The 20,648-nt window shown below is 37.5% G+C and carries 20 protein-coding genes and 1 pseudogene; 14 read left to right on the forward strand and 7 right to left on the reverse strand.

Annotated features, from left to right (window positions below):
- Positions 1-53: 53 nt before the first annotated feature.
- The 6 genes from ATE37_RS10320 to recA all read left to right on the forward strand — a co-directional run bounded on the left by ATE37_RS10320 (position 54) and on the right by recA (position 5,295).
- Positions 54-677, forward strand: a complete 624-nt coding sequence (locus ATE37_RS10320) for a hypothetical protein (RefSeq protein WP_084868951.1) — start codon at positions 54-56, stop codon at positions 675-677.
- 85 nt (positions 678-762) lie between these two features.
- Positions 763-1,206, forward strand: a complete 444-nt coding sequence (tsaE, locus tag ATE37_RS10325; RefSeq protein ID WP_084868952.1) for a tRNA (adenosine(37)-N6)-threonylcarbamoyltransferase complex ATPase subunit type 1 TsaE — start codon at positions 763-765, stop codon at positions 1,204-1,206.
- Positions 1,196-1,717: a GNAT family N-acetyltransferase gene (locus ATE37_RS10330; RefSeq protein ID WP_084868953.1), complete on the forward strand. Its 522-nt coding sequence runs from the start codon at positions 1,196-1,198 to the stop codon at positions 1,715-1,717. Before tsaE ends, ATE37_RS10330 begins: the two co-directional genes overlap by 11 nt.
- Before the next feature lie 4 nt (positions 1,718-1,721).
- The gene (gene lytR / locus ATE37_RS10335; RefSeq protein ID WP_084868954.1) at positions 1,722-2,762 is read left to right on the forward strand and encodes a glycopolymer--peptidoglycan transferase LytR; all 1,041 of its coding nucleotides are present in this window, start codon (positions 1,722-1,724) and stop codon (positions 2,760-2,762) included.
- 73 nt (positions 2,763-2,835) lie between these two features.
- Positions 2,836-4,092, forward strand: a complete 1,257-nt coding sequence (locus ATE37_RS10340; RefSeq protein ID WP_084868955.1) for a competence/damage-inducible protein A — start codon at positions 2,836-2,838, stop codon at positions 4,090-4,092.
- 54 nt (positions 4,093-4,146) lie between these two features.
- The gene (gene recA, locus ATE37_RS10345) at positions 4,147-5,295 is read left to right on the forward strand and encodes a recombinase RecA (protein WP_084868956.1); all 1,149 of its coding nucleotides are present in this window, start codon (positions 4,147-4,149) and stop codon (positions 5,293-5,295) included.
- A gap of 68 nt (positions 5,296-5,363) precedes the next feature.
- Here recA and ATE37_RS11050 read toward each other — a convergent pair.
- The 5 genes and pseudogenes from ATE37_RS11050 to ATE37_RS10370 all read right to left on the reverse strand — a co-directional run bounded on the left by ATE37_RS11050 (position 5,364) and on the right by ATE37_RS10370 (position 10,413).
- Positions 5,364-6,212: pseudogene (locus ATE37_RS11050) on the reverse strand (transposase).
- Positions 6,173-6,670: a transposase family protein gene (locus tag ATE37_RS11055; RefSeq protein WP_419150870.1), complete on the reverse strand. Its 498-nt coding sequence runs from the start codon at positions 6,668-6,670 to the stop codon at positions 6,173-6,175. Before ATE37_RS11055 ends, ATE37_RS11050 begins: the two are co-directional and overlap by 40 nt.
- Before the next feature lie 432 nt (positions 6,671-7,102).
- Positions 7,103-7,708 carry a DUF998 domain-containing protein gene (locus tag ATE37_RS10355; protein ID WP_084868957.1) on the reverse strand — a complete coding sequence of 202 codons (606 nt, stop codon included), beginning with the start codon at positions 7,706-7,708 and terminating at the stop codon, positions 7,103-7,105.
- Between the two features lie 77 nt (positions 7,709-7,785).
- A complete protein-coding gene (locus ATE37_RS10360) occupies positions 7,786-8,451 on the reverse strand; it encodes a CPBP family intramembrane glutamic endopeptidase (RefSeq protein ID WP_084868958.1) in 666 nt (221 codons plus the stop codon).
- A 591-nt stretch (positions 8,452-9,042) separates the two neighbouring features.
- A complete protein-coding gene (locus tag ATE37_RS10370; protein ID WP_084868959.1) occupies positions 9,043-10,413 on the reverse strand; it encodes an aminotransferase-like domain-containing protein in 1,371 nt (456 codons plus the stop codon).
- Between the two features lie 128 nt (positions 10,414-10,541).
- On the opposite strand from ATE37_RS10370, the gene ATE37_RS10375 reads away from it, so the two are divergent.
- The 7 genes from ATE37_RS10375 (at position 10,542) to ATE37_RS10405 (ending at position 18,228) form a co-directional block, all read left to right on the forward strand.
- Complete coding sequence (locus ATE37_RS10375) at positions 10,542-11,891, forward strand: MATE family efflux transporter (protein ID WP_007520729.1); 1,350 nt, start codon at positions 10,542-10,544, stop codon at positions 11,889-11,891.
- Between the two features lie 134 nt (positions 11,892-12,025).
- A complete protein-coding gene (locus tag ATE37_RS10380) occupies positions 12,026-12,622 on the forward strand; it encodes a TetR/AcrR family transcriptional regulator (protein WP_007520728.1) in 597 nt (198 codons plus the stop codon).
- A complete protein-coding gene (locus ATE37_RS10385) occupies positions 12,619-13,185 on the forward strand; it encodes an NAD(P)H-dependent oxidoreductase (protein WP_084868960.1) in 567 nt (188 codons plus the stop codon). Before ATE37_RS10380 ends, ATE37_RS10385 begins: the two co-directional genes overlap by 4 nt.
- Positions 13,186-13,270: 85 nt before the next feature.
- A complete protein-coding gene (locus ATE37_RS10390; protein WP_084868961.1) occupies positions 13,271-15,613 on the forward strand; it encodes an ABC transporter ATP-binding protein/permease in 2,343 nt (780 codons plus the stop codon).
- A 710-nt stretch (positions 15,614-16,323) separates the two neighbouring features.
- Positions 16,324-16,542: an NAD(P)H-dependent oxidoreductase gene (locus ATE37_RS10930; RefSeq protein WP_241502114.1), complete on the forward strand. Its 219-nt coding sequence runs from the start codon at positions 16,324-16,326 to the stop codon at positions 16,540-16,542.
- Between the two features lie 127 nt (positions 16,543-16,669).
- Positions 16,670-17,077 carry a hypothetical protein gene (locus tag ATE37_RS10400; RefSeq protein WP_007520721.1) on the forward strand — a complete coding sequence of 136 codons (408 nt, stop codon included), beginning with the start codon at positions 16,670-16,672 and terminating at the stop codon, positions 17,075-17,077.
- 461 nt (positions 17,078-17,538) lie between these two features.
- A complete protein-coding gene (locus ATE37_RS10405) occupies positions 17,539-18,228 on the forward strand; it encodes an aspartate/glutamate racemase family protein (protein WP_084868962.1) in 690 nt (229 codons plus the stop codon).
- Between the two features lie 390 nt (positions 18,229-18,618).
- Here ATE37_RS10405 and ATE37_RS10410 read toward each other — a convergent pair whose 3' ends face one another.
- Together ATE37_RS10410 and ATE37_RS10415 are read right to left on the reverse strand one after the other, a co-directional pair.
- Positions 18,619-19,503, reverse strand: a complete 885-nt coding sequence (locus ATE37_RS10410; RefSeq protein ID WP_084868963.1) for an NADP-dependent oxidoreductase — start codon at positions 19,501-19,503, stop codon at positions 18,619-18,621.
- Positions 19,490-19,873: a MerR family transcriptional regulator gene (locus ATE37_RS10415; RefSeq protein ID WP_084868964.1), complete on the reverse strand. Its 384-nt coding sequence runs from the start codon at positions 19,871-19,873 to the stop codon at positions 19,490-19,492. The genes ATE37_RS10410 and ATE37_RS10415 overlap by 14 nt, the downstream gene beginning before the upstream one ends.
- Before the next feature lie 577 nt (positions 19,874-20,450).
- Here ATE37_RS10415 and tnpA point away from each other — a divergent pair.
- The coding region (tnpA, locus tag ATE37_RS10420; protein WP_142995869.1) for an IS200/IS605 family transposase at positions 20,451-20,648 on the forward strand (198 nt) is incomplete at its 3' end.

Below are 20,648 nucleotides of genomic sequence, written 5' to 3' on the forward strand. Positions count from 1 at the left end.
TCATTTTCTAATCCTGTCAGAGTATAATTTCTTATACGGAGGAAGAAAAGGAAATGATGAAATCAATTCGTGTTTTATTATTATTAGCTGTCGCTCAAATTTTATTTGGAAGTTGTTTATTGTGGAAGGAATCATTTTTATCCTTAAGAGAAGGAAATGTCTATTTTTTAATTCTCATAGTGGGAGTTTCAGGCTTTTGTGCTGGGATTAATTACTTCCATACCCTGGGTCAGAAAAGTCATAGTATTTTGCGTGTTCAAAAGAAAGTAAGTCTTGTTTATAGCCTTCTTTTAGTAGTCAATCTTCTGGCAACCTGTCTGGTTCTCACAGAAAGCATCCAAACTACTAGCAAATTGCAGCAGGAACTGGTTGACCTCTTTTTACCCTCCTTCTTTTTCTTGCTAGGAGTAGATCTATGGATTTTCTTACCTTTTGATAAATATATTCGGGATATGGACAACCATCTCAATAAGAAGAGAACGGTTGTGATTTCCGTTTTAGGCACGATTATTTTCTTAAGAAATCCCGTAACAATCTCCTCCATTCTCCTTTATATCAGTCTTGGTTTTTTATGTGCGCGTTTCCTCTTTCCAAAATCCGTGCAAAGGGAAATTTCATTTTACGGACATGTGATTCGGGATGTTTTATTTGTTATTTGTATTTTTACTTTTTTCTAAGAAAGGCAAGGAGAACTGTAAATTTAGCATAGTAAGTCTATAAAGAAAATTCACACAAAAGGAAACTTTTTGGTATAATAGTAACATGTACACAAAAAATGAAGAAGAGCTTCTAGCTCTCGGAGAAAGATTAGGTCATTTGCTTCAAAAAGATGATGTTCTGATCTTGACGGGAGAGTTGGGTGCGGGTAAAACAACCTTTACAAAAGGCCTTGCCAAGGGTTTGGATATCCGTCAGATGATTAAAAGTCCAACTTATACTATCGTGAGAGAGTATGAAGGGCGTCTGCCGCTTTACCATTTGGATGTCTACCGTATCGAAGGAGACGCTGATTCTATTGACTTGGATGAGTTTCTCTTTGGTGGCGGTGTGACTGTTATTGAGTGGGGGCATCTTTTGGGCGAGGCTTTACCAGATTCTTACTTGGAGTTGGAAATTTTGAAAGAAGCTGAGGGTCGTTGTCTTCATTTTACGGCTCATGGCTCTCGGGCTGAACAACTCATCAAGGAGCTTTATGATGGAGTATGAGTTGTGCATTCGTGAGGCAGAGACTTCAGATGCTACAGCTTTGATTGCATTTTTAGATTGTGTCGGTCAAGAGACAGACCTCACTAGCCTAGATGAAAATGGTATCATGATGACAGCGTCTGAAATGGCTCTTTTTATCGAAAAACAAGCTGCATCGGAGAATCAAATTACTCTTCTCGCCTTACTGAATGATGAGATTGCAGGTATCTTAAGTATCACAGCGGATCAACATTTAAGAGTTCGGCATATTGGAGATGTTTTTCTAGCAGTTCGCAAGAAATTTTGGAACCAAGGCTTGGCTACAATACTTCTAGAAGAAGGCATCGAGTGGGCTAAAGCCAGTGGTGTCTTGCGCCGCTTGCAACTCAGTGTACAAAAACGAAACGAGGCTGCTATCCACCTCTATTCAAAAATGGGATTTATCATAGAAGGCTTGCAAGAAAGAGGAGCCTATTTAGCAGAAGGGATATTTTTAGATGTTTGTCTGATGGGCAAATTGATAGATGAATAACAAGATGATCAAAAAATTAATTGGAATGGTGCTAGGTTTCCTGGCCGTAACAGTTGTAGGTGTAGGAATTTATGCCTACACAATCTATCAGCAGGGGACTGCAACCCTGAGTCAAAAAACTTACAAAAAAATCGGTGAAGAAACCAACGTTATCGAAGCAACTGAGCCTTTAACGATTCTCCTAATGGGGGTAGATATGGGAAATTCGGAACGTACAGATCCGTGGGCAGGGAATAGTGATTCTATGATACTCCTGACGGTTAATCCCAAAACAAAGAAAACCACTATGATGAGTTTGGAACGGGATATTTTGACTAAGATCGAGAATGAAAATGGCCAAGTTCAGGAAGCCAAACTCAATGCGGCCTATGCCAATGGTGGTGCGGAACTTGCAATTTCTACTATTCAAAAGATGATGAATATCCACATTGACCGCTATGTGATGGTTAACATGCAGGGACTTCAACAATTGGTGGATGCAGTTGGTGGGATCACTGTCAACAATACACTTGGTTTTCCAATTTCTATCACTGACCAAGAAGAGTTTAATAAGATTTCCATTGGTGTTGGGGAACAAAACTTGAATGGTGAGGAAGCCTTGGTGTATTCACGGATGCGTTACCAAGACCCTGAAGGAGACTACGGCCGTCAAAAACGTCAACGTGAAGTCATTCAAAAAATCGTAGAGAAGGTTTTGAGTCTGAACAGTGTGAGTCATTATCAAGGCATTCTCAAAGCTTTGAGTGACAACATGCAGACCAATGTGGATTTATCAGCTAAGAGCATTCCACAATTGCTCGGCTATCAAGATTCTTTCAAGAATATCGAAACGCATCAATTGCGTGGAGAAGATGCTGAACTACAGGGAATTTCTTATCAGATTGTCACTTCAGAACATATGCTCGAAATGCAAAATCTCTTGCGTAGTTCACTAGGTAAAGAGCCAGTGACGGAATTAGAAACCAATGCTGTTCTGTACGAAACAGCCTTTGGCCGGACAGCGCCTTCAACCAGTACTAGTGTTTCAAACGAAGAGGTAGAATAAAACAAAGAATCGAATCGTGGGAAATTTCCTGCGATTTTTTCAAAAAAATTCGAATAGATAAGTAGGAGGAAAAATGAAAGCAGAAATTATTGCTGTCGGAACAGAAATTTTAACAGGGCAGATCGTCAATACCAATGCTCAGTTTTTATCAGAGAAGCTAGCCGAAATCGGGGTAGATGTCTACTTCCAAACAGCTGTCGGAGACAATGAAGCTCGTCTTTTGTCCTTGCTGGAGATTGCGAGTCAACGTAGTAATCTTGTGATTTTGACAGGGGGCTTGGGACCAACTGAGGATGATTTGACCAAACAAACTCTGGCTAAATTTTTGGGAAAAGATCTAGTGTTTGATCCTCAAGCCCAGGAAAAACTAGATATCTTTTTTGCTCAAAGACCTGACTATGCTCGGACACCGAATAATGAGCGCCAAGCCCAAATTGTAGAAGGGGCAACTCCGCTGCCAAATGAGACAGGTTTAGCAGTAGGAGGGGTGTCGGAAGTGGATGGAGTGACCTACGTCGTTCTTCCTGGTCCACCAAGTGAATTGAAACCCATGGTCTTAAACCAGCTCTTACCCAAGCTGATGACAGGCACCAAACTATATTCCCGAGTTCTTCGTTTCTTTGGAATTGGCGAAAGTCAGTTGGTGACCATTTTGGCGGATTTGATTGATCATCAAACCGATCCGACTTTGGCACCGTATGCCAAAACGGGAGAAGTGACCTTGCGCTTGTCTACAAAAGCAGTCAGTCAAGAGAAGGCTGATCAAGCACTGGACATCCTAGAAAATCAAATCTTGGATCGACAAACTTTCGAGGGGAATTCTCTACGAGACATCTGTTATGGATATGGGGAGGAGACCAGCCTCGCAAGTGTCGTAGTAGAAGGGCTAAAGAAGAGACAGAAAAGCATTACTGCGGCAGAAAGCTTGACGGCAGGTCTCTTTCAAGCTACTTTAGCAGACTTTTCAGGTGTTTCAGCTATCTTTAATGGCGGTTTTGTCACTTACAGTTTAGAAGAAAAGTCTAAGATGCTGGATATTTCCGATCAAGAGCTAAAAGAACACGGGGTCGTTTCTGAGTTTACGGCTCGAAAAATGGCAGAGCAGGCACGACTCAAGACTCAGTCTGATTATGGAGTCAGTCTGACAGGTGTGGCAGGTCCAGATAGCCTAGAGGGGCATCCAGCCGGCACAGTTTTTATTGGACTGGCACATGCGAAAGGGACAGAGGTGATCAAGGCTAATATCGCAGGACGGAGTCGAGCAGATGTACGTCACATCGCGGTTATGCATGCCTTTAACCTAGTTCGCAAGGCTTTATTAAGTGACTAAATTTTGATATAATAGTAGATAGGTCTAAGAACCAGTAGAATATAGGAGAACAGAATGGCGAAAAAACCAAAAAAATTAGATGAGATTTCAAAAAAGTTTGGAGCGGATCGTGAAAAAGCCTTGAACGATGCTCTTAAACTGATTGAAAAAGACTTCGGTAAAGGCTCAATCATGCGTTTAGGCGAGCGCGCGGAGCAAAAAGTGCAAGTCATGAGTTCAGGGTCGTTGGCTCTTGACATTGCTCTTGGTTCAGGTGGTTATCCTAAAGGACGCATCATCGAAATCTACGGACCAGAATCATCTGGTAAGACAACGGTTGCCCTTCACGCTGTTGCGCAAGCACAGAAAGAAGGTGGTATTGCAGCCTTTATCGATGCGGAACATGCTCTTGACCCAGCCTATGCTGCAGCCCTTGGTGTGAATATTGACGAATTGCTCTTGTCACAACCAGACTCAGGAGAGCAAGGTCTTGAAATTGCTGGAAAATTGATTGACTCAGGTGCAGTTGACCTCGTCGTTATTGACTCAGTTGCAGCCCTTGTACCTCGTGCAGAAATTGATGGAGATATTGGAGACAGCCACGTTGGTTTGCAAGCTCGTATGATGAGCCAGGCCATGCGTAAACTTGGTGCTTCGATCAATAAAACCAAAACAATTGCCATCTTTATCAACCAGTTGCGTGAAAAGGTTGGGGTTATGTTTGGAAATCCAGAAACAACACCTGGTGGACGTGCTCTGAAATTCTACGCTTCGGTCCGTTTGGATGTTCGTGGAAGCACACAAATCAAAGGAACTGGTGACCAAAAAGATACCAATGTCGGTAAGGAAACCAAGATCAAGGTCGTGAAAAATAAGGTAGCTCCACCGTTTAAGGAAGCTTTCGTTGAAATCATGTACGGAGAAGGGATTTCTAAGACTGGTGAGCTCTTGAAGATCGCAAGTGATCTCGATATTATCCAAAAAGCGGGAGCATGGTACTCTTACAAGGGTGAAAAAATCGGACAAGGATCTGAAAATGCTAAGAAATATTTGGCAGATCACCCAGAGATTTTTGATGAGATTGACCATCAGGTTCGTGTTCAATACGGTTTGATTGAAGATGAAGAGGGAACCACTCCTACCTCTGTCGCAGAAGATTTGGCACCTAACCAAGAAGTGACGCTTGACCTAGGCGATGGACTTGAAATCGAAATTGAAGATTAAAGATAAAACTAGGGAAAGCTTTCAAAATTATAAAGGCTCTTTGTCAACTGTAGTGAGTTGAAAAAAAGCTAAGATCGAGAAAGGACGAATTTCGTCCTTTCTTTTTTGATGTTGAGAGCGATGAAAATCCGTTTTTTGAAGTTTTCAAAGTTCCAAAATCTAAAGGCATTTCGCTTGATGAGTTTAATGAGATTATTAGTCGCTTCCAATTTTGCGTTGGAATAGGGTAGTTGAAGGGCGTTGACAATCTTTTCTTTGTCCTTGAGGAAGGTTTTAAAGACAGTCTGAAAAAGAGGATGAACTTGCTTTAGATTGTCTTCAATGAGTCCGAAAAATTTCTCAGGGTCTTTGTTCTGAAAGTGAAAAAGCAAGAGCTGGTAGAGCTTATAGTGGTGTTTCAAGTCTTCTGAATAACTCAAAAGCTTGTTTAGAATTTCTTTATTCGTCAAGTGCATACGAAAAGTAGGGCGATAAAATCGCTTATCACTCAGTTTACGACTATCTTGTTGAATGAGCTTCCAGTAACGTTTGATAGCCTTATATTCATGGGATTTTCGTTCAAATTGATTCATGATTTGGATACGCAAACGACTCATAACACGGCTTAAGTGTTGGACAATGTGAAAACGATCTAGAACGATTTTAGCGTTTGGGAGTGAAACAGTCTGGGAGACTGTTTCAGCCTAAGACTAGAAATTCGAAAGCGAAGCTGTTTAGCCAAGTCCATAGTAGGGACTAAACATATTCATCGTAATGATTTTCACCTGACAACGAACAGCTCGCTCGTAGCGCAGAAAGTAATTTCGGATGATAGTTTGTGTCCTGCCTTCAAGGACAGTGATGATATTGAGCTTTTCAAAATCCTGAGCAATAAAGCTCATCTTTCCTTTAGTGAATGCATACTCGTCCCAAGACATAATCTCTGGCAGACAAGAAAAATCATGATTAAAACGGAAGTCATTAAGCTTGTGAATAACAGTTGAAGTTGAATAGACAGCTGATGAGCAATATCGGTCATAGAAGTCTTTTCAATCAACTTTTGAGCAATCTTTTGATTGATCATACGAGGGATTTGATGATCTTTCTTGACGAGGGAAGTCTCAGAGACTATCATTTTCGAACAATGATAGCACTTGAAACGACGCTTTTTAAGGAGAATTCTAGTAGGCATACCAGTCGTTTCAAGGTAAGGAATTTTAGACGATTTTTGGAAGTCATATTTCTTAATTTGACTTTCGCAATAAGGGCAAGATGGGGCGTCGTAGTCCAGTTTAGCGATGATTTCCTTGTGAGTATCCTTATTAATGACATCCATAATTTGGATATTAGGGTCTTTAATGTCTAGTAATTTTGTGATAAAATGTGATGGTTCCATATGATTCTTTCTAATGATGGTTTGGTCGCTTTTCATTATAGGTCATATGGGGCTTTTTTCTACCTTGAATATACAATATAAGTGCACAATAAAAACTCATAAGATTTTCTAGTAAAATATGTAGAATTGCCGTTTATATTTCCTGCCAATTACTGACATAGTATAACCAAAGCCTGTCTCTTTTGGAGAAATACCCGTCGGAACATAAGTATCTTGTTCATTCAGCATAGTTTTCTCTTTCTAATAAATGATTTGTATCTCAATTAGCAAGCACACTTATAGTTAGTTGTAAAAGTATCTCAAATTGTAGTAAGCAACCTATTTAAATCCCCTTTTCGCTTTATTATCTTATCGTACAAGTCAAGCAATTCTTTATTAAGAATCCCATATATAATAAAAGATACACTAAACAGCTATAACGAAACCCATAATCTATTTTTGTTGAAATAGTATTATACAAAAAATCAGGATATAAATATTGCTTGCGTACAGAAAAATGCGTTCTAACAATCCAAAGTAGGGTTTTAAAAAAGGTAAAATAAGTGCGGCGACCAATCCATATAAACCAATCTTTATCAGCCATTCTATTGCCAAGAAGAAAACAGCTAACGAAGGTACTAATGCACTCATTACATCGGTCAATTGAAAAAGAAAAATGGCCAAAACAGTAAACTGTAAAATAGCAAACAGCAAGTGCAGGCGACCGCTGATTGTTTTGCGGCTTCCTTCAATATCTGTTGGAAAAACCATAACTCCGAAATAGCCCACCAAGGCCAGTACCAATAACCAAATAGCTTTTTCTTTAAAGGCAGTCTCATAGTTCCAACAGATAAGAGCACCTATCAAGAAAATATTACGGAATGTACTGACAATTCCTGCCCAGTTAAAAAGATATTTATACTTCCCTACACCGTAGTCACTGACAGCATGTCTGATAGGATTGTAGATGCCTTTATTTTTTAAATGCAAGTCTAACATTAAATAGAAATAGGCTAAAATACAAAGGATGACTAAAAAACTAAAACATCTGGTTAACATATAAAAGAACCTTCTTCCTTAATAAATATAGAATTCAAAGCAGATGAAACAACCTCGATTTAGGCATAGTCTCGTCTTTATATCAGCAAAAATATACTGGTATTATTGAAGATATGCACAGCAGATGAAAAAAGGAGATTATCTGTTTTGTAATAAGTATAAGCAAAGACAATACCTGACATAAAATGAGGTAAAACGCCTAACAATTCATTGGCTGTAAAATGATTGACATGAATCATGGCAAAACAAAGACTGGATAAAAAAATCGCCACTCCCGCAGAGCAATATTTTTTTAAAAAATTTAGCAAAATATAACGATAGATAATTTCTTCAACAAAAGGTCCTAAGACACCTAAAACCAAGATTAGCAGAGGTACAGGAAATAAATTCATTGCCGATCCAATATTGGTATCGTTAGTTAAGTTTGCCTGGTCAATGTTAAAAAATGAATAGCCTAACTGAGCTAAAAAACTGCCTGCTATCGTAAAGAAGGTCATCGCTAAAAAAACAAGCAGTGTAATCCCCAAACTTTTCAGCTTATGCTGTTTTATCCACAACAAATTTTCCTTTAACCGATAACGCAACACATAGAGTCCAAATAAAGCTAGGAAAATATAAGCCAGTAGCGGGATAATCATCCTAAGTGACTGATTTCCATATGAAAAATGTATAAAATGCGGAATTACAAAAAGAAGAAAATAAATACCCGCAATTAAGGCTAATCCCCTTGTTTCTTTTGTCATTTCTGACCTCCAATATTAATGATTGTATTTTTGAAAATGAGAATAGATGAAAAAGATTAAGAAGCAGAGAAAAAGGAAACTAAAAAATAGGATATTTGTCAGACTAACGAGCGAGCAGCATAGGAATACACCAACTAAGCCAAGCGTTTGCCCGATTTCCACCTTACTAACCGAATGAGATGTCGATTTTCGCAAAACTGTCCGACCGCATAATTCATCTAAAGAAATATGATAAATATCTGCTAACTGTATTAGACTGATGCCATCTGGAATCGTTTTGTCATTTTCTCAGTTAGAAACTGTTTTCCGGGAGACACCAAGCAAATTAGCTACTTGAATCTGACTGTAGCCAAATACTTCTCTGCTTCTTCTTAACTGCTTTCCAAGCATTTCTCTTTTCATCATCATTATATCGTTTTTCTCCTTTTTGGTCTAGGTTAAATTCTTTAACATTTAGGGAGGGCTAAGTCAAAATTCTTTGACAGGCCCTATTGTACAACTTTTAACCGATTAATCCGTTTTATGTTATTTTTTCTCAATTTTCTCTTAAGAGTAAAATAATATCATTTTTAATATAATTCGTACTTCTTATCATCTTAATAAATTTGTAAGGATATTTAGTCCTATTTCTAATTCTTCCATATTTTCTGGCGAACAGATGGATACTCGTAAGGCTGACTGCTCTATGACACCGCCGACAAAAAACCGTTCTGCACAAAGAATTTCTACACCATGCTGCCGGGCAAGAGTTTCAACTTCATATCCTTTCCATTCCTTTGGTAATGGCAGCCATTGAAATAAAGCAAAAGGATTCTCAGAAGTAACTTCAGGGAAGAACTGATGGTAAAGACGATTGCGTTCTTCTGACAATCGGTTTTTTTGCTGGATAATTTCTTGGGCTTGTCCACTTGAAATGAGTTCACTGGTAATTTCAGCATTTAACAAAGAGATATGAGTATTGATATTGTTAGCTGTAAGTGAAATCTTTTTGATAAATCGGTCAGGCACGACCATATAGGCGATCCGCAAGCCAGGAAACAACGCTTTTGAAAGCCCATGGATATAAAAGGTACAGTCAGGAATCAGGCTGGCTAATGGAGGCAGCTGTTGCTTATTGATAAAGGCATAGGTATCATCTTCAATTAACAAAAGCTGATGTTTTATGATGATATCAGCTAAAGTTTTTCGGCGCTGTGCGGTTAAGGTAGCACCAGTTGGATTATTGTTTGTCGGCACTAGATAAATTCCCTTAATCTGATGCTGTTGGCACTTTTTCTCCAAATCTTCAGGAAGAATGCCTTTAGTATCAGATATGATGGGAATCAATTCAATCCGAAACTGACGGGCTAGGGAGATGAAATTGGTATAGGTAAAGGTATCTGTGGCAATCTTATCACCAGCCTGAAATACCGTTAGAAAAAGCAAAACAAGTGCGTTTTGAGTGCCGGAGGTTAGAAAGATATTCTCTTGAGAAGTACTGAGAGAAAAATTTTTCAGCCAATACTGGGCAATTCTTGTGTGCCAGTCGGTATCATTAACCGTATCAAAGCGAAAGAGTCTATCCATAGAAGGGCTCTGCAGCAATCGCCTAACGGTATCTGATGCAATAGTGTTCAGTTGATAGTAAGGTCTCAGATTACCGAGTGGAATTAGTGACTGATTCTTTTCAAGCGCCCCTAAAGGAGTTGCTTTATTTGGTGACACAAAGGTTCCCTTGCCAATAACGGCATAAATGATTCCCTTTTGTTCGCATAGTTTAAAAGCCCGCGTAACAGTGCTGAGATTAATATCTAAAAAGTCTGCTAACTCACGCTGTGGCGGCAATTTGGTTTCAGATGCCAGCCGGCCGCTGACAATATCTTGCTCTAGCAACTCTGCCAGTGTAAGGTACAGAGGGGCTTTTAACAGTTTCTTATTAGGTTTCCACGTCATGGGATAATGTTCAAATGAATTAACAGACATATTCTCTCCTTATAAAATTATCTTGCCGACAATTTTTTGGATAATAAGAGCCAATTTTTTATTTATAATGATATTGTACGAATTGTATGGTTTTAATCTTATTATAGCAGATTAAAAGGAGAAAATAAATGACGGACTTAACTAAAGGAAATGAATTAAAAACTATACTCTATTTTTCTGTTCCCATCCTCTTAGGAAATTTATTTGAGCAATTATATAATGTGACAGACACTGCCATTGTCGGAAATCTTGTGGGGACAAAAGGATTGGCAGCTGTTGGTGCTAGTGCTCAAGTAGTAGCCTTAACAGTTGCCCTTTCAACAGGAATCTCCATTGGAGCCAGTGTACTTATCTCCCAGCTTTATGGAGCAAAACGTTTCCAAAAGATGAAAGATATTCTTGATACGAACTTGATTTTCACGAGTATTCTAGCTTTTATTTTAACAATTTTGGGGATTTTCTATTCGAGCATATTTCTAAGACAATTAAATGTACCTCAATCTTTATTAGCTGATGCGGATGTTTATTTAAAAATTATCTTTTTAGGCTTGGTGCCGCTTTTTGCATACAATACTTTAGCGAATTGTTTGAGAGGGATTGGAGATTCTAAGACACCAACTTATATTTTAATTAGTTCGGTTTGTCTGAATGCATTTTTAGATGTAGTTTTTATTGCTGGCTTTCATTGTGGTGTTGCTGGTGCCGCCGGTGCTACTGTCATCGCTCAGTACTTTTCTTTCTTTGTCTGTTTATTGTACATGAAGCAAAAATATCCAGACTTGTTTCCTCATTTATCCGATTTAAAATGGAGCAGCAAAGAATTGCGTTCATCGTTATCTATTGGGCTTCCTGCTACGCTGCAGCAGGTTTTCATTAGTTTTGGCTTTCTGGTGATTCAGTTTCTTGTCAACAGTTTTGGAACAAGCGCTATTGCAGCCTATACAGCAGCGTCTAAGGTTGACTCTTTTGCAGAAATGCCTGCTGTTAATCTCGGACAGGCATTGATGAATTTTACAGCTCAAAATGAAGGGGCTGGGAAAAGAGAGCGCATTAGCAAGGGTGGTAGAAGTACCTTATTATTTTCAATCAGTTTATCAATCTGCATTTCTGTTATGATTTTTGTTTTTGCTCCAGCATTCATTTCCATTTTTAATCATGATGCAGCTGTCATTCAAATTGGTCAACAGTATTTGCGTATTGTATCAGTCTTTTATCTGATTTTCGGAGCGATGCAGGTGTTAAATGGCTTATTATTAGGTTATGGAAAATCTCTTCTTCCTTTGATTGCTTCTATCACAACTTTCTGTATTCTTCAGGTGCCTTTAGCCGTCTTGTTATCCCATACCTCACTAGGATTTAATGGCATTTGGATAGCCGCTCCTTTTGGCTGGACGGCAGGCTTTCTGATGCGACTATTTTATTATAGATATATTTTAAAAAGCGCAAACCTCTGTAGAATGAATATACATAAACTATGATGGTTTCTCTATCCCTAATCCCTTTTTATTCCTTTTACAACAAAAAGGGATTTTATTATACTCTTAGAATTGACAAAACAATGTAGACAGTGTATACTAAAAATGTAGACGATGTATACTTTTGGAGGAGAGATATGAAACGCAACACAGCAGAATTGAAAGAAAGACTTATTCAGACAGGAGTGGAAGAGATCAAAAAACATGGCATTGATCAACTTTCGCTGAGAACTATTGCTAAATCTTGTGGTGTGACCCACGGAACTCCTTATCGCCATTTTGAAAGCAAAGAAAATTATTTAAAAGTGGTTTTAAAACGCCTCTCTACTTTTCTCAATCAAGAAATGCAACAGGAAATTGATTGGGAATCTTCTGCTCGCCATCAATTGGCTAAAATGGGATTTAACTTCATCACCTTTGCCAAACAGTATCCATATTTCTTTGAAGCTCTCTTTGTTAAATTTCCTTTCAAATATATGAAGGTCACACAGGATACTATTTCGCTGGATTCAGATTTACCAGGTTTTGAAGAATTTAAGCGTATTGTTTTGAAGCTCCGTAAAGAGGAACAGTTCACCAATAGTGAAGCTGAAACATTGTTTCACTTTTGGAGTTTCATTTCAGGTCTTGCCGTTCTGGCGAACAGTCCCATTGGTTATGATTTTGATAACAAAGCGATTCAAACTACTATTGAGCATATGCTTGATATTTATATCAAAGGAGAACGATCATGAATATTTTAATCATCTATACTCACCCAACCCATCAAAGTTTTAACGGAGTGATTCTCAAGCAGGTTCAAGCTAACATTTCGAGCAAACATTCTGTTAAAACCTTAGATTTATACAATGAGCAATTTGACCCGATATTACGATTTGATGAAAGTCATAAACGGCGTGACTTAGACAAAGTTGTTGAAATGGAAGAATACCGTGATTTGGTTACCTGGGCGGATCATCTAATCTTTATTTTCCCTCTTTGGTGGAGTGGTATGCCTGCCATACTCAAAGGGTTCATTGACCGTGTCTTTGTAGCAGGTTTTGCTTATTCTTATAAAAAAGTCGGTCTTGAAGGGCATTTACAAGGGAAATCTGCTTGGATCATCACGACTCATAACACACCTTCTTTTGTAACACCTTTTGCACAGGATTATGGCAAAGTCCTAAAAAATCAAATTTTAAAAACTTGCGCTGTTGCACCGGTTAAATTGACTCAATTAGCAGGTGTCGAAAAGATTTCCGATGATAAACGCCAACAATTTTTGGAAGACATAGCTCAGATCGCCAGCTGCATTTGATAAATGTCAATAAAATTATAAAAACAGACTTTTCTTGGAATTTTGACTGTATGTCAGGTAGAGAGCAAGAAGAGAGGAGATGTTGATGTTAGAATTAAAGCATATTACAAAGATTTACAATAGTGGTGAGGAAGAAAACCGAGTACTGAATGATGTATCCATCCGTTTTGGTGAACATGAATTTGTCTCTATCCTAGGCGCTAGTGGCAGCGGCAAAACAACTCTCCTCAATATTATTGGTGGTTTAGATAGTTATGATGAAGGAGATATGATTGTAGATGGCACTTCGACGAAATCTTTCAAAGATAAAGATTGGGATAGTTATCGTAATGGGACCATTGGTTTTATCTTTCAAAATTACCAGCTCATCAGCCATTTGTCAGTATTAGAAAATGTTAAAATAGCTCTATCTATCTCAGGTTTATCCAATAAAGAAAGTCAGGAAAGAGCTGTTGTAGCTCTGAAAGATGTTGGACTGGAGCAGCATATTCACAAGAAACCCAATCAATTATCTGGTGGTCAGATGCAGCGAGTGGCTATTGCTCGGGCCTTGGTAACCAATCCTAAAATTATTTTAGCTGATGAACCTACTGGCGCACTAGACAGTAGCACTAGTATACAAATTATGGAATTGATTAAGAAAATCAGTCAGGGTAAGTTGGTTATCATGGTGACTCATAATCCTGAGTTGGCAGAAAAATGTAGTAGTCGAATTGTCCGATTATCAGATGGAAAGATTATCGAAGATACAGCCCCAAATCCTCAAATTGATTCCAATAAGGGTTACAAGCTGGGCAAAACTTCTATGTCTTTTGCTCGGGCAATTAGCTCTAGTTTTAAAAATTTACTGACTAAGAAAGTTCGGAGTATTTTAACGATTTTTGCAGCAAGTATTGGAATTATAGGTATTGCTTCTGTTTTAGCGATTTCATCTGGGATGAATGGCTATATTAAAAGTATGCAGGAAGACACCCTTTCCACTATGCCCATAACTATATCAGCAGCAGACTCAGGAGGAATTCGAACCTTATCCGATCGATTAGCAGAAAAAACTGAAAAACCAATCAAAGAAATCAAGGTAGCTGAGCAAGGGAAAACACATCAGAATCGTTACACTGAAGATGCTCTAGGGGGAAAAGACGGCGATTTCATCTCATATATGAAAAAGCATGCTAAATCTTACTACAAAAGTCTAAATTTCAATACTGGTTATACTCTTAAGGCTTTTGTCAAGGATACAGATGGTCAGATCCATCAGATTCAAGATAATGTGGTACGAACTTTAATGGCAACTACTACCAACTTTGCAGTTCTTCCAACAGATGAAACCACCATTACGGATAAGTACCGATTAGTTGCTAGCGAAGATAAGATATTTAAGTATCCAACTGGTAATCAAGCTATTCTATTTTTAGATTCAGATGGTAGTTTAAGCGAACAACAACTTGCTATGTTAGGATATAAGGGAAAAAATAAAGTAAAGATAGAAGAACTTCTTGGTAAAGAAATCCATGTTCTTACAAATGACCAATATTTCCGACAAATTGGAGAGCGCTTTATTCCTAATGAAGTGACAGACAGCCTTTATCAAGAAGGGCAAACTCTGAGAATAACAGAAATCATGCAGCTAAAGGATGCTACCACAACCCCATTTAATGGAACGATTGGCTATAGTCAAACTTTTCTCAATCAATTATTGGAGGTAGAAAAAAGTTCAGCTATTGTTCAAGCACAGGAAAAAAGCCAGACCCGTAGTGTCTTGGACATCAGTGGCGAGGTTCTGTCAGAAGAAAGCTACCAAACAATGATGCGACAACTAGGAGGTGACAACACACCAACAAGTTTAAGTTTTTATGCCAAGTCTTTTGAAGATCGAAAGAAGATCCTGCAAACTATACACACCTTTAATGAAGATGTAGCCAAAAAATATGGCAAAAACAGCAATGATTATGAACGCTATTCTGTCTCCTATACGGATATGGCAAAAACAGTATCAGAGGCTTTTACTGATATTATTGGTTCTGTAACCTTTATTCTAACTGCCTTTTCAGGCATCTCACTGTTAGTTTCTTCCATTATGATTGGAATTTTAATCTATGTTTCTGTTGTAGAGAGAACGAAAGAAATCGGAATTTTGCGAGCTCTGGGAAGCCGTAAGAAAGATATTTCGCGCATTTTTAATGCTGAAGCAGGGCTGTTGGGTTTGAGCTCTGGGGTATTAGGTATCGGAATAGCAACACTTCTGACTATTCCTATTAACCAATTGGTAGCTGATTCGTTGAATATCAAAGGTTTCACAGCTAACCTCTCTCCTGAGAATGCAGCTGCATTAGTGGCTCTTAGCATTGTTTTGACATTCTTTGCTGGCTATATTCCTTCCAAGATTGCCGCTCGCAAGAATCCTGTTGAAGCTCTTCGAACCGAATAGAGTAATGCATGAATCGGGAAATTCTATTCCTTTGGGTAATCTGAGATAGAGTCCTAAAGAGTATCTAAATATAGTTTCATAATTTCTGTAGTAAGTAAAATTATCCTACTTCACTAATTTCCCATACCATTCGTAAAAACCAATAAAAAACCGATAAGTATTTGAAATAGGGAATAGAGAATATTGGTCAAAATGATAGAAATTGTCTTGCTACACTAACAGATTTGCTATTTTTATTTCCTCAAATCAACTAGCTGTTAAAGTAGGATAATTATAACTGCTAATGGCTCTGATGGTGAAGTAATTGACAAATGAAATCACAACACCGGATAAAGATTGATGATTTCTTAATTCAAAAAATAGGAAGAAAAACTAAATCATAGAGCTCAGAAATATCTAAATTAAATAATATCTTATGAAGTATCTATGAGGAATTTGTGCACTTAATTTGATAATTCAGTACCTAATAAATAGGGAGGAAAATATATATGAAAACATTAATCATAGTGACACACTCAGATATGGAACATTCAACCATTAATAAACGTTGGATTGAGGAATTGGGGAAATATCTAGAAGAATATACAATTTCATGAATTATATAAAGAATGCCCAGAAGGTACTATAAATAAAAAAAGAGAATAGTAATTAGTTGAATCTCATCAAAACTTAGTTTTTCAATTTCCTATATTTAATTTTTCTAGTCCGTCATTGCTAAAAAGTGGATAGATAATGTATTAATTTATGGTTGGTTTTATGGTAAAAATGGAGGAGATAAATTACAGAGGAGAAAAATAGCATTAGCAGTATCTGCTGGGATTCAGGAAAAGGATGATCAACCTGATGGGAAATATTATTATACTCTTGAGCAGGGAATAGTTCCTTTTAAGATTTTATTTAAATTTTTATTGTCACTGAAATTATCGTAATTTCTTTACTTTTTTATGGTTCAGAGAGGACACCTGGTTTCAACAAAGTAAAAAATTGAGAGAAGCGCATCTGCCTATATTCAATTTTTAAAACATATATAATATTGGTCGTTAGGAGGTATTTATTATGGCTGTTTTACAACTTCATAGAAAATTAAGTTTTGTCAATGACAGAGGCTTGCTTTATCTGATAGTGGACGATGTCAATCAAGGCAGAGTTACTGCAATTGTAGATAAGCAAATTGAACTATCGGCAGGAAAACATTCTCTTTATATTAAAGACATTCTGGGATTTACAAGTCAGACATTACTTCTAGATATCAAAGAAAATGACAATGTCTCTGTTACAGTTGGAAACGCCCCTTCTTTCATTGTGTTAGTTGTTTTACTCCTTATTTTATCTATTCTGTTTAAGACTATGCCGTTTACAGCTGGTCTTCCTCTGGTGAATTGGGGGCTTCCAATTTTATGGATTATTTTCTTACTTTATTTAGTAGTTTTTCGCCGCCATAATCTTTATGATATTTCAAAATAAGGCAAACTTGCAGAGCAGTATGCTCAGTTCTCCTAGTTTTGTTTAAAGAATAGAATGAACAAGTTGAGAATTTGGCAATCAGATATTTTAGGTTGGGAATAATATATTGTAAGTAAGGGGTTTTAGTAGTATAATGAGGACAGCCCGTTTGAATAACTACCACATTTTTTCTTACAGTATAATACAACTGGTTTTTTGTTAACTTATTCCACCTATCACTATGAATATAAACTATATAAATTAGCCAAAATTTGATGATAGAGTGATAAGCTAAAAATCTGGATTTAGTCATATAAATTAAGACTGTTATGAACCAAATTATTATTGATCCCTTTGTGGAAGGATGTAAAGAAATGACTATCACGGAGGTGTTGTTTGCGATTGCCGTCGGAAACAGATCTCACAGTAGAATATTGTACAATTCATTGACAATCATTAACAAGGAGGAGGTTAATTAGACGATGAAAACAATCGGTTTAATCGGGGGTATGAGTTGGGAAAGCACCACTTCTTACTACCAAATTATCAACGAAACTATCAAAAGGGAACTAGGCGGTCTGCATTCTGCTAAAATCCTGCTTTACAGTGTGGATTTTGCAGAGATTGAGCATTATCAGGCTGTTGGAGACTGGGACAAGAGTGCGCAGGTGCTGACGGACATTGCCCAGCGCTTAGAGCAGGCGGGTGCGGACTTTATCGTCATCTGTACCAATACCATGCACAAGGTTGCACCGCAGATTCAGAAGAAAATTGCAATTCCAATTTTGCACATTGCGCAAGCAACTGCTCAAGCCCTGGTAGATGATGGTATTCGAAAGGTTGGACTCTTGGGGACTAAGTACACCATGACCCAAGACTTTTACAAGGAGAAATTACTAGAATCTGGGCTAGAAGTGCTGATTCCAGACCAAGCAGGCATTGCGGACGTCAATCGGATTATCTATGATGAACTCTGTCTGGGAGATATCAGAGAAAGTTCAAAACAGACATATCTTACCGTTATAGACGATTTAAAAAATGCTGGTGCAGAAGCCGTTATCCTAGGCTGTACAGAGATTGGTCTTCTGGTAAAGCAATCTGATATAGCTCTTCCTCTTTATGACACAACAGTTATCCATGCAGAGAAAGCAGCGAAGATGGGGATTGAGTGAAAGACTGGTTGTATTTAGCTTAAGTTCTTAAGACTATGAGTCAATTATTGGGGGATTTGATTCACGATATTTTTATACAAGCTTTCTAAAAAGAGATAAAAAAGAGGATGCTAGATAATTTTCAGAAGTTTTAGTAAGAAAAATTCTTAATGATAGAAGTGACAGGAAATTGATATGGTGATATGGTATTGTAGAAACTAGGATTTTAGAAAATATTAATTTCTTTGCAGAAAGGCTGAAAATGATAAAAGTGCAGTAATAAAGGCTTTTAGTATTTAATGAAATTCAGGTTCCCCCTATATTTTACCAAGACTATCTCTACAACACAAAAAGTAACGGCATTAAACCGTTGCTTCTTACTTTAATCGGGAAGGCTATTGTCCCAGACTTCTAGAAAATGAGCATGACTTTTCCATTATTTCCAGACTTTATAGCCTGTGCTAGAGCTTCCTGAACATTATTAAAAGAATATATCTTTGCAACTCTGGTTTCTATCTTTGCTTCCGAAACAAGATGGACAATTTCTTCCAAGTCTTCCTTGTTTACTCTAACGTAATTATGTTCAGCAAAAGAGGTATGTTTTAGTACTTGTGGATCAATCTGTTCATCGCTGACAGTCACGAGTCTTCCACCCTTGTGGATAACATCAATACGATTTAGTACACCTGCCGTATCAAAGACAGCATCAAATTCAGGAATAGGATCATCATTTGTATAAATTTCTGTGTCTAATAAATTTATGCTCATTTTTTGTTTTTTATTTCTTACTAAGCCAGATGCTTTAACTCCCATTTTCAGAGCAAATTGAAGTGCGTAATAGCCGACACTGCCAGCTGCTCCGGTAACAAGTAAACGTTCGCCGGGCTCTAGTCGTAATCTTCTTAAAGCTTGCAAAGCCGTTGAAGCGGCTAAAGGAATACTGCCTCCACTAATAAAATCAATATTATCAGGCAATTTTACAACCTGATTCTCAGAGGCAGCAACTAGTTGCTGCCAGCTCCCTTGTGGATGAAAAGCCACCACACGCTCACCAACGGAAAAATTTGAATTCTTATCAACTTCTATTATAATCCCAGCAATATCCCAACCTAGAATTGCTGGGAAAGAAGGAATTTTCTGAATCGTTTCCGGCGTCATATACTTTATGTCTACTGGATTAATTGAAGAGGCAACTACTTGAATCATCACTTCTCCTGCTCGTCTAACGGGACTGTTAAATGTTCGAACCTTAGCAACCTCTGGTCCACCATAATTCACTATTTCAATACCTTTCATTTATGCCATTCTCCTTTAAATGATAAATTTTCATCAATCGCTCTTTTAAGCGGGATTCAATCTGTTGTAAAATCTGAATTTGATGGCTAACTTCTTTAAGCTTATCCTCATAGATCATAATAATATCTTTACACATAAGGTTCTCATATGGAAAAACAAAGGGATCACAACCCATGACCTGCTGTATTTCTGCTGTTGTTAATCCTAAATCAAAATATAATTTTAATGTCTTAATTCGCTCTAGCGTTAATTTATCATAATCACGGTAACCGTTCTCTAATCTTTCTGGACAGATTAATCCTTTTTCCTCATAATAGCGCAACGACCTCATACTGACATTCGTCAATTTAGAAACCTCTCCAATTCTCATTTCTTTTCCTCCTTATACTATCATTATACGGCTTGACATGATGTGAAGGTCAATAAAAAATTATTTTTTATTAACTCACTAGAAAAGTAAAAAGGTATCTCATACAATAAAGGTAACCTCTAGCTCAGTATTCTATTTTTTGGAAGTGTTGCGAAATTTACCTTATTCAAATGAAATTATTTGAAATTATATAACGTAAAGTGAAAAGTACATAGCGATAAAAGTGCAATAATAAAGGCTTTTAGTATTTAAAGAGGTGTAGATTCCACCAACCACGTCTTAAGAAAGCTCGTAAAGCTTCACAATTTAGTAAACGTTAATTCGAAAGAATTACTATACTTACAGAGAGCACCTTTAGGTGTATTATCATCCAGCAGTCGGATTTTATATTTATAAATGAGTAGTTATCAGCTACTCATTTTCTTTGTTTATGTGACTATTAGTCTGTCTCGCTCCGTAAGGTGCGAGACAAATAAACCACCCGCTAAGCGGGTGCGCGTCGAAGGTTATACCAAAAAACTCCAAACGCGATACAATAAAGGTGTTCAAGCCAATTGTAAAGCGAAAGGAGAAAAATATGGCACAAAAGGCACATAGTTTATCACACACAAAGTGGATGTGCAAATATCACATTGTGTTCACCCCTAAGTATAGACGAAAAGTCATTTATAATCCATATCGAAGTAGTTTGGGAGAAATATTCCACCGATTATGTAGTTATAAAGGTGTTGAGATTATCGAAGGACACTTAATGCCTGATCATGTACATATGTTA

Source organism: Streptococcus oralis subsp. tigurinus (assembly GCF_002093575.1).
GTDB classification, from domain to species: Bacteria; Bacillota; Bacilli; order Lactobacillales; family Streptococcaceae; genus Streptococcus; species Streptococcus oralis_CH.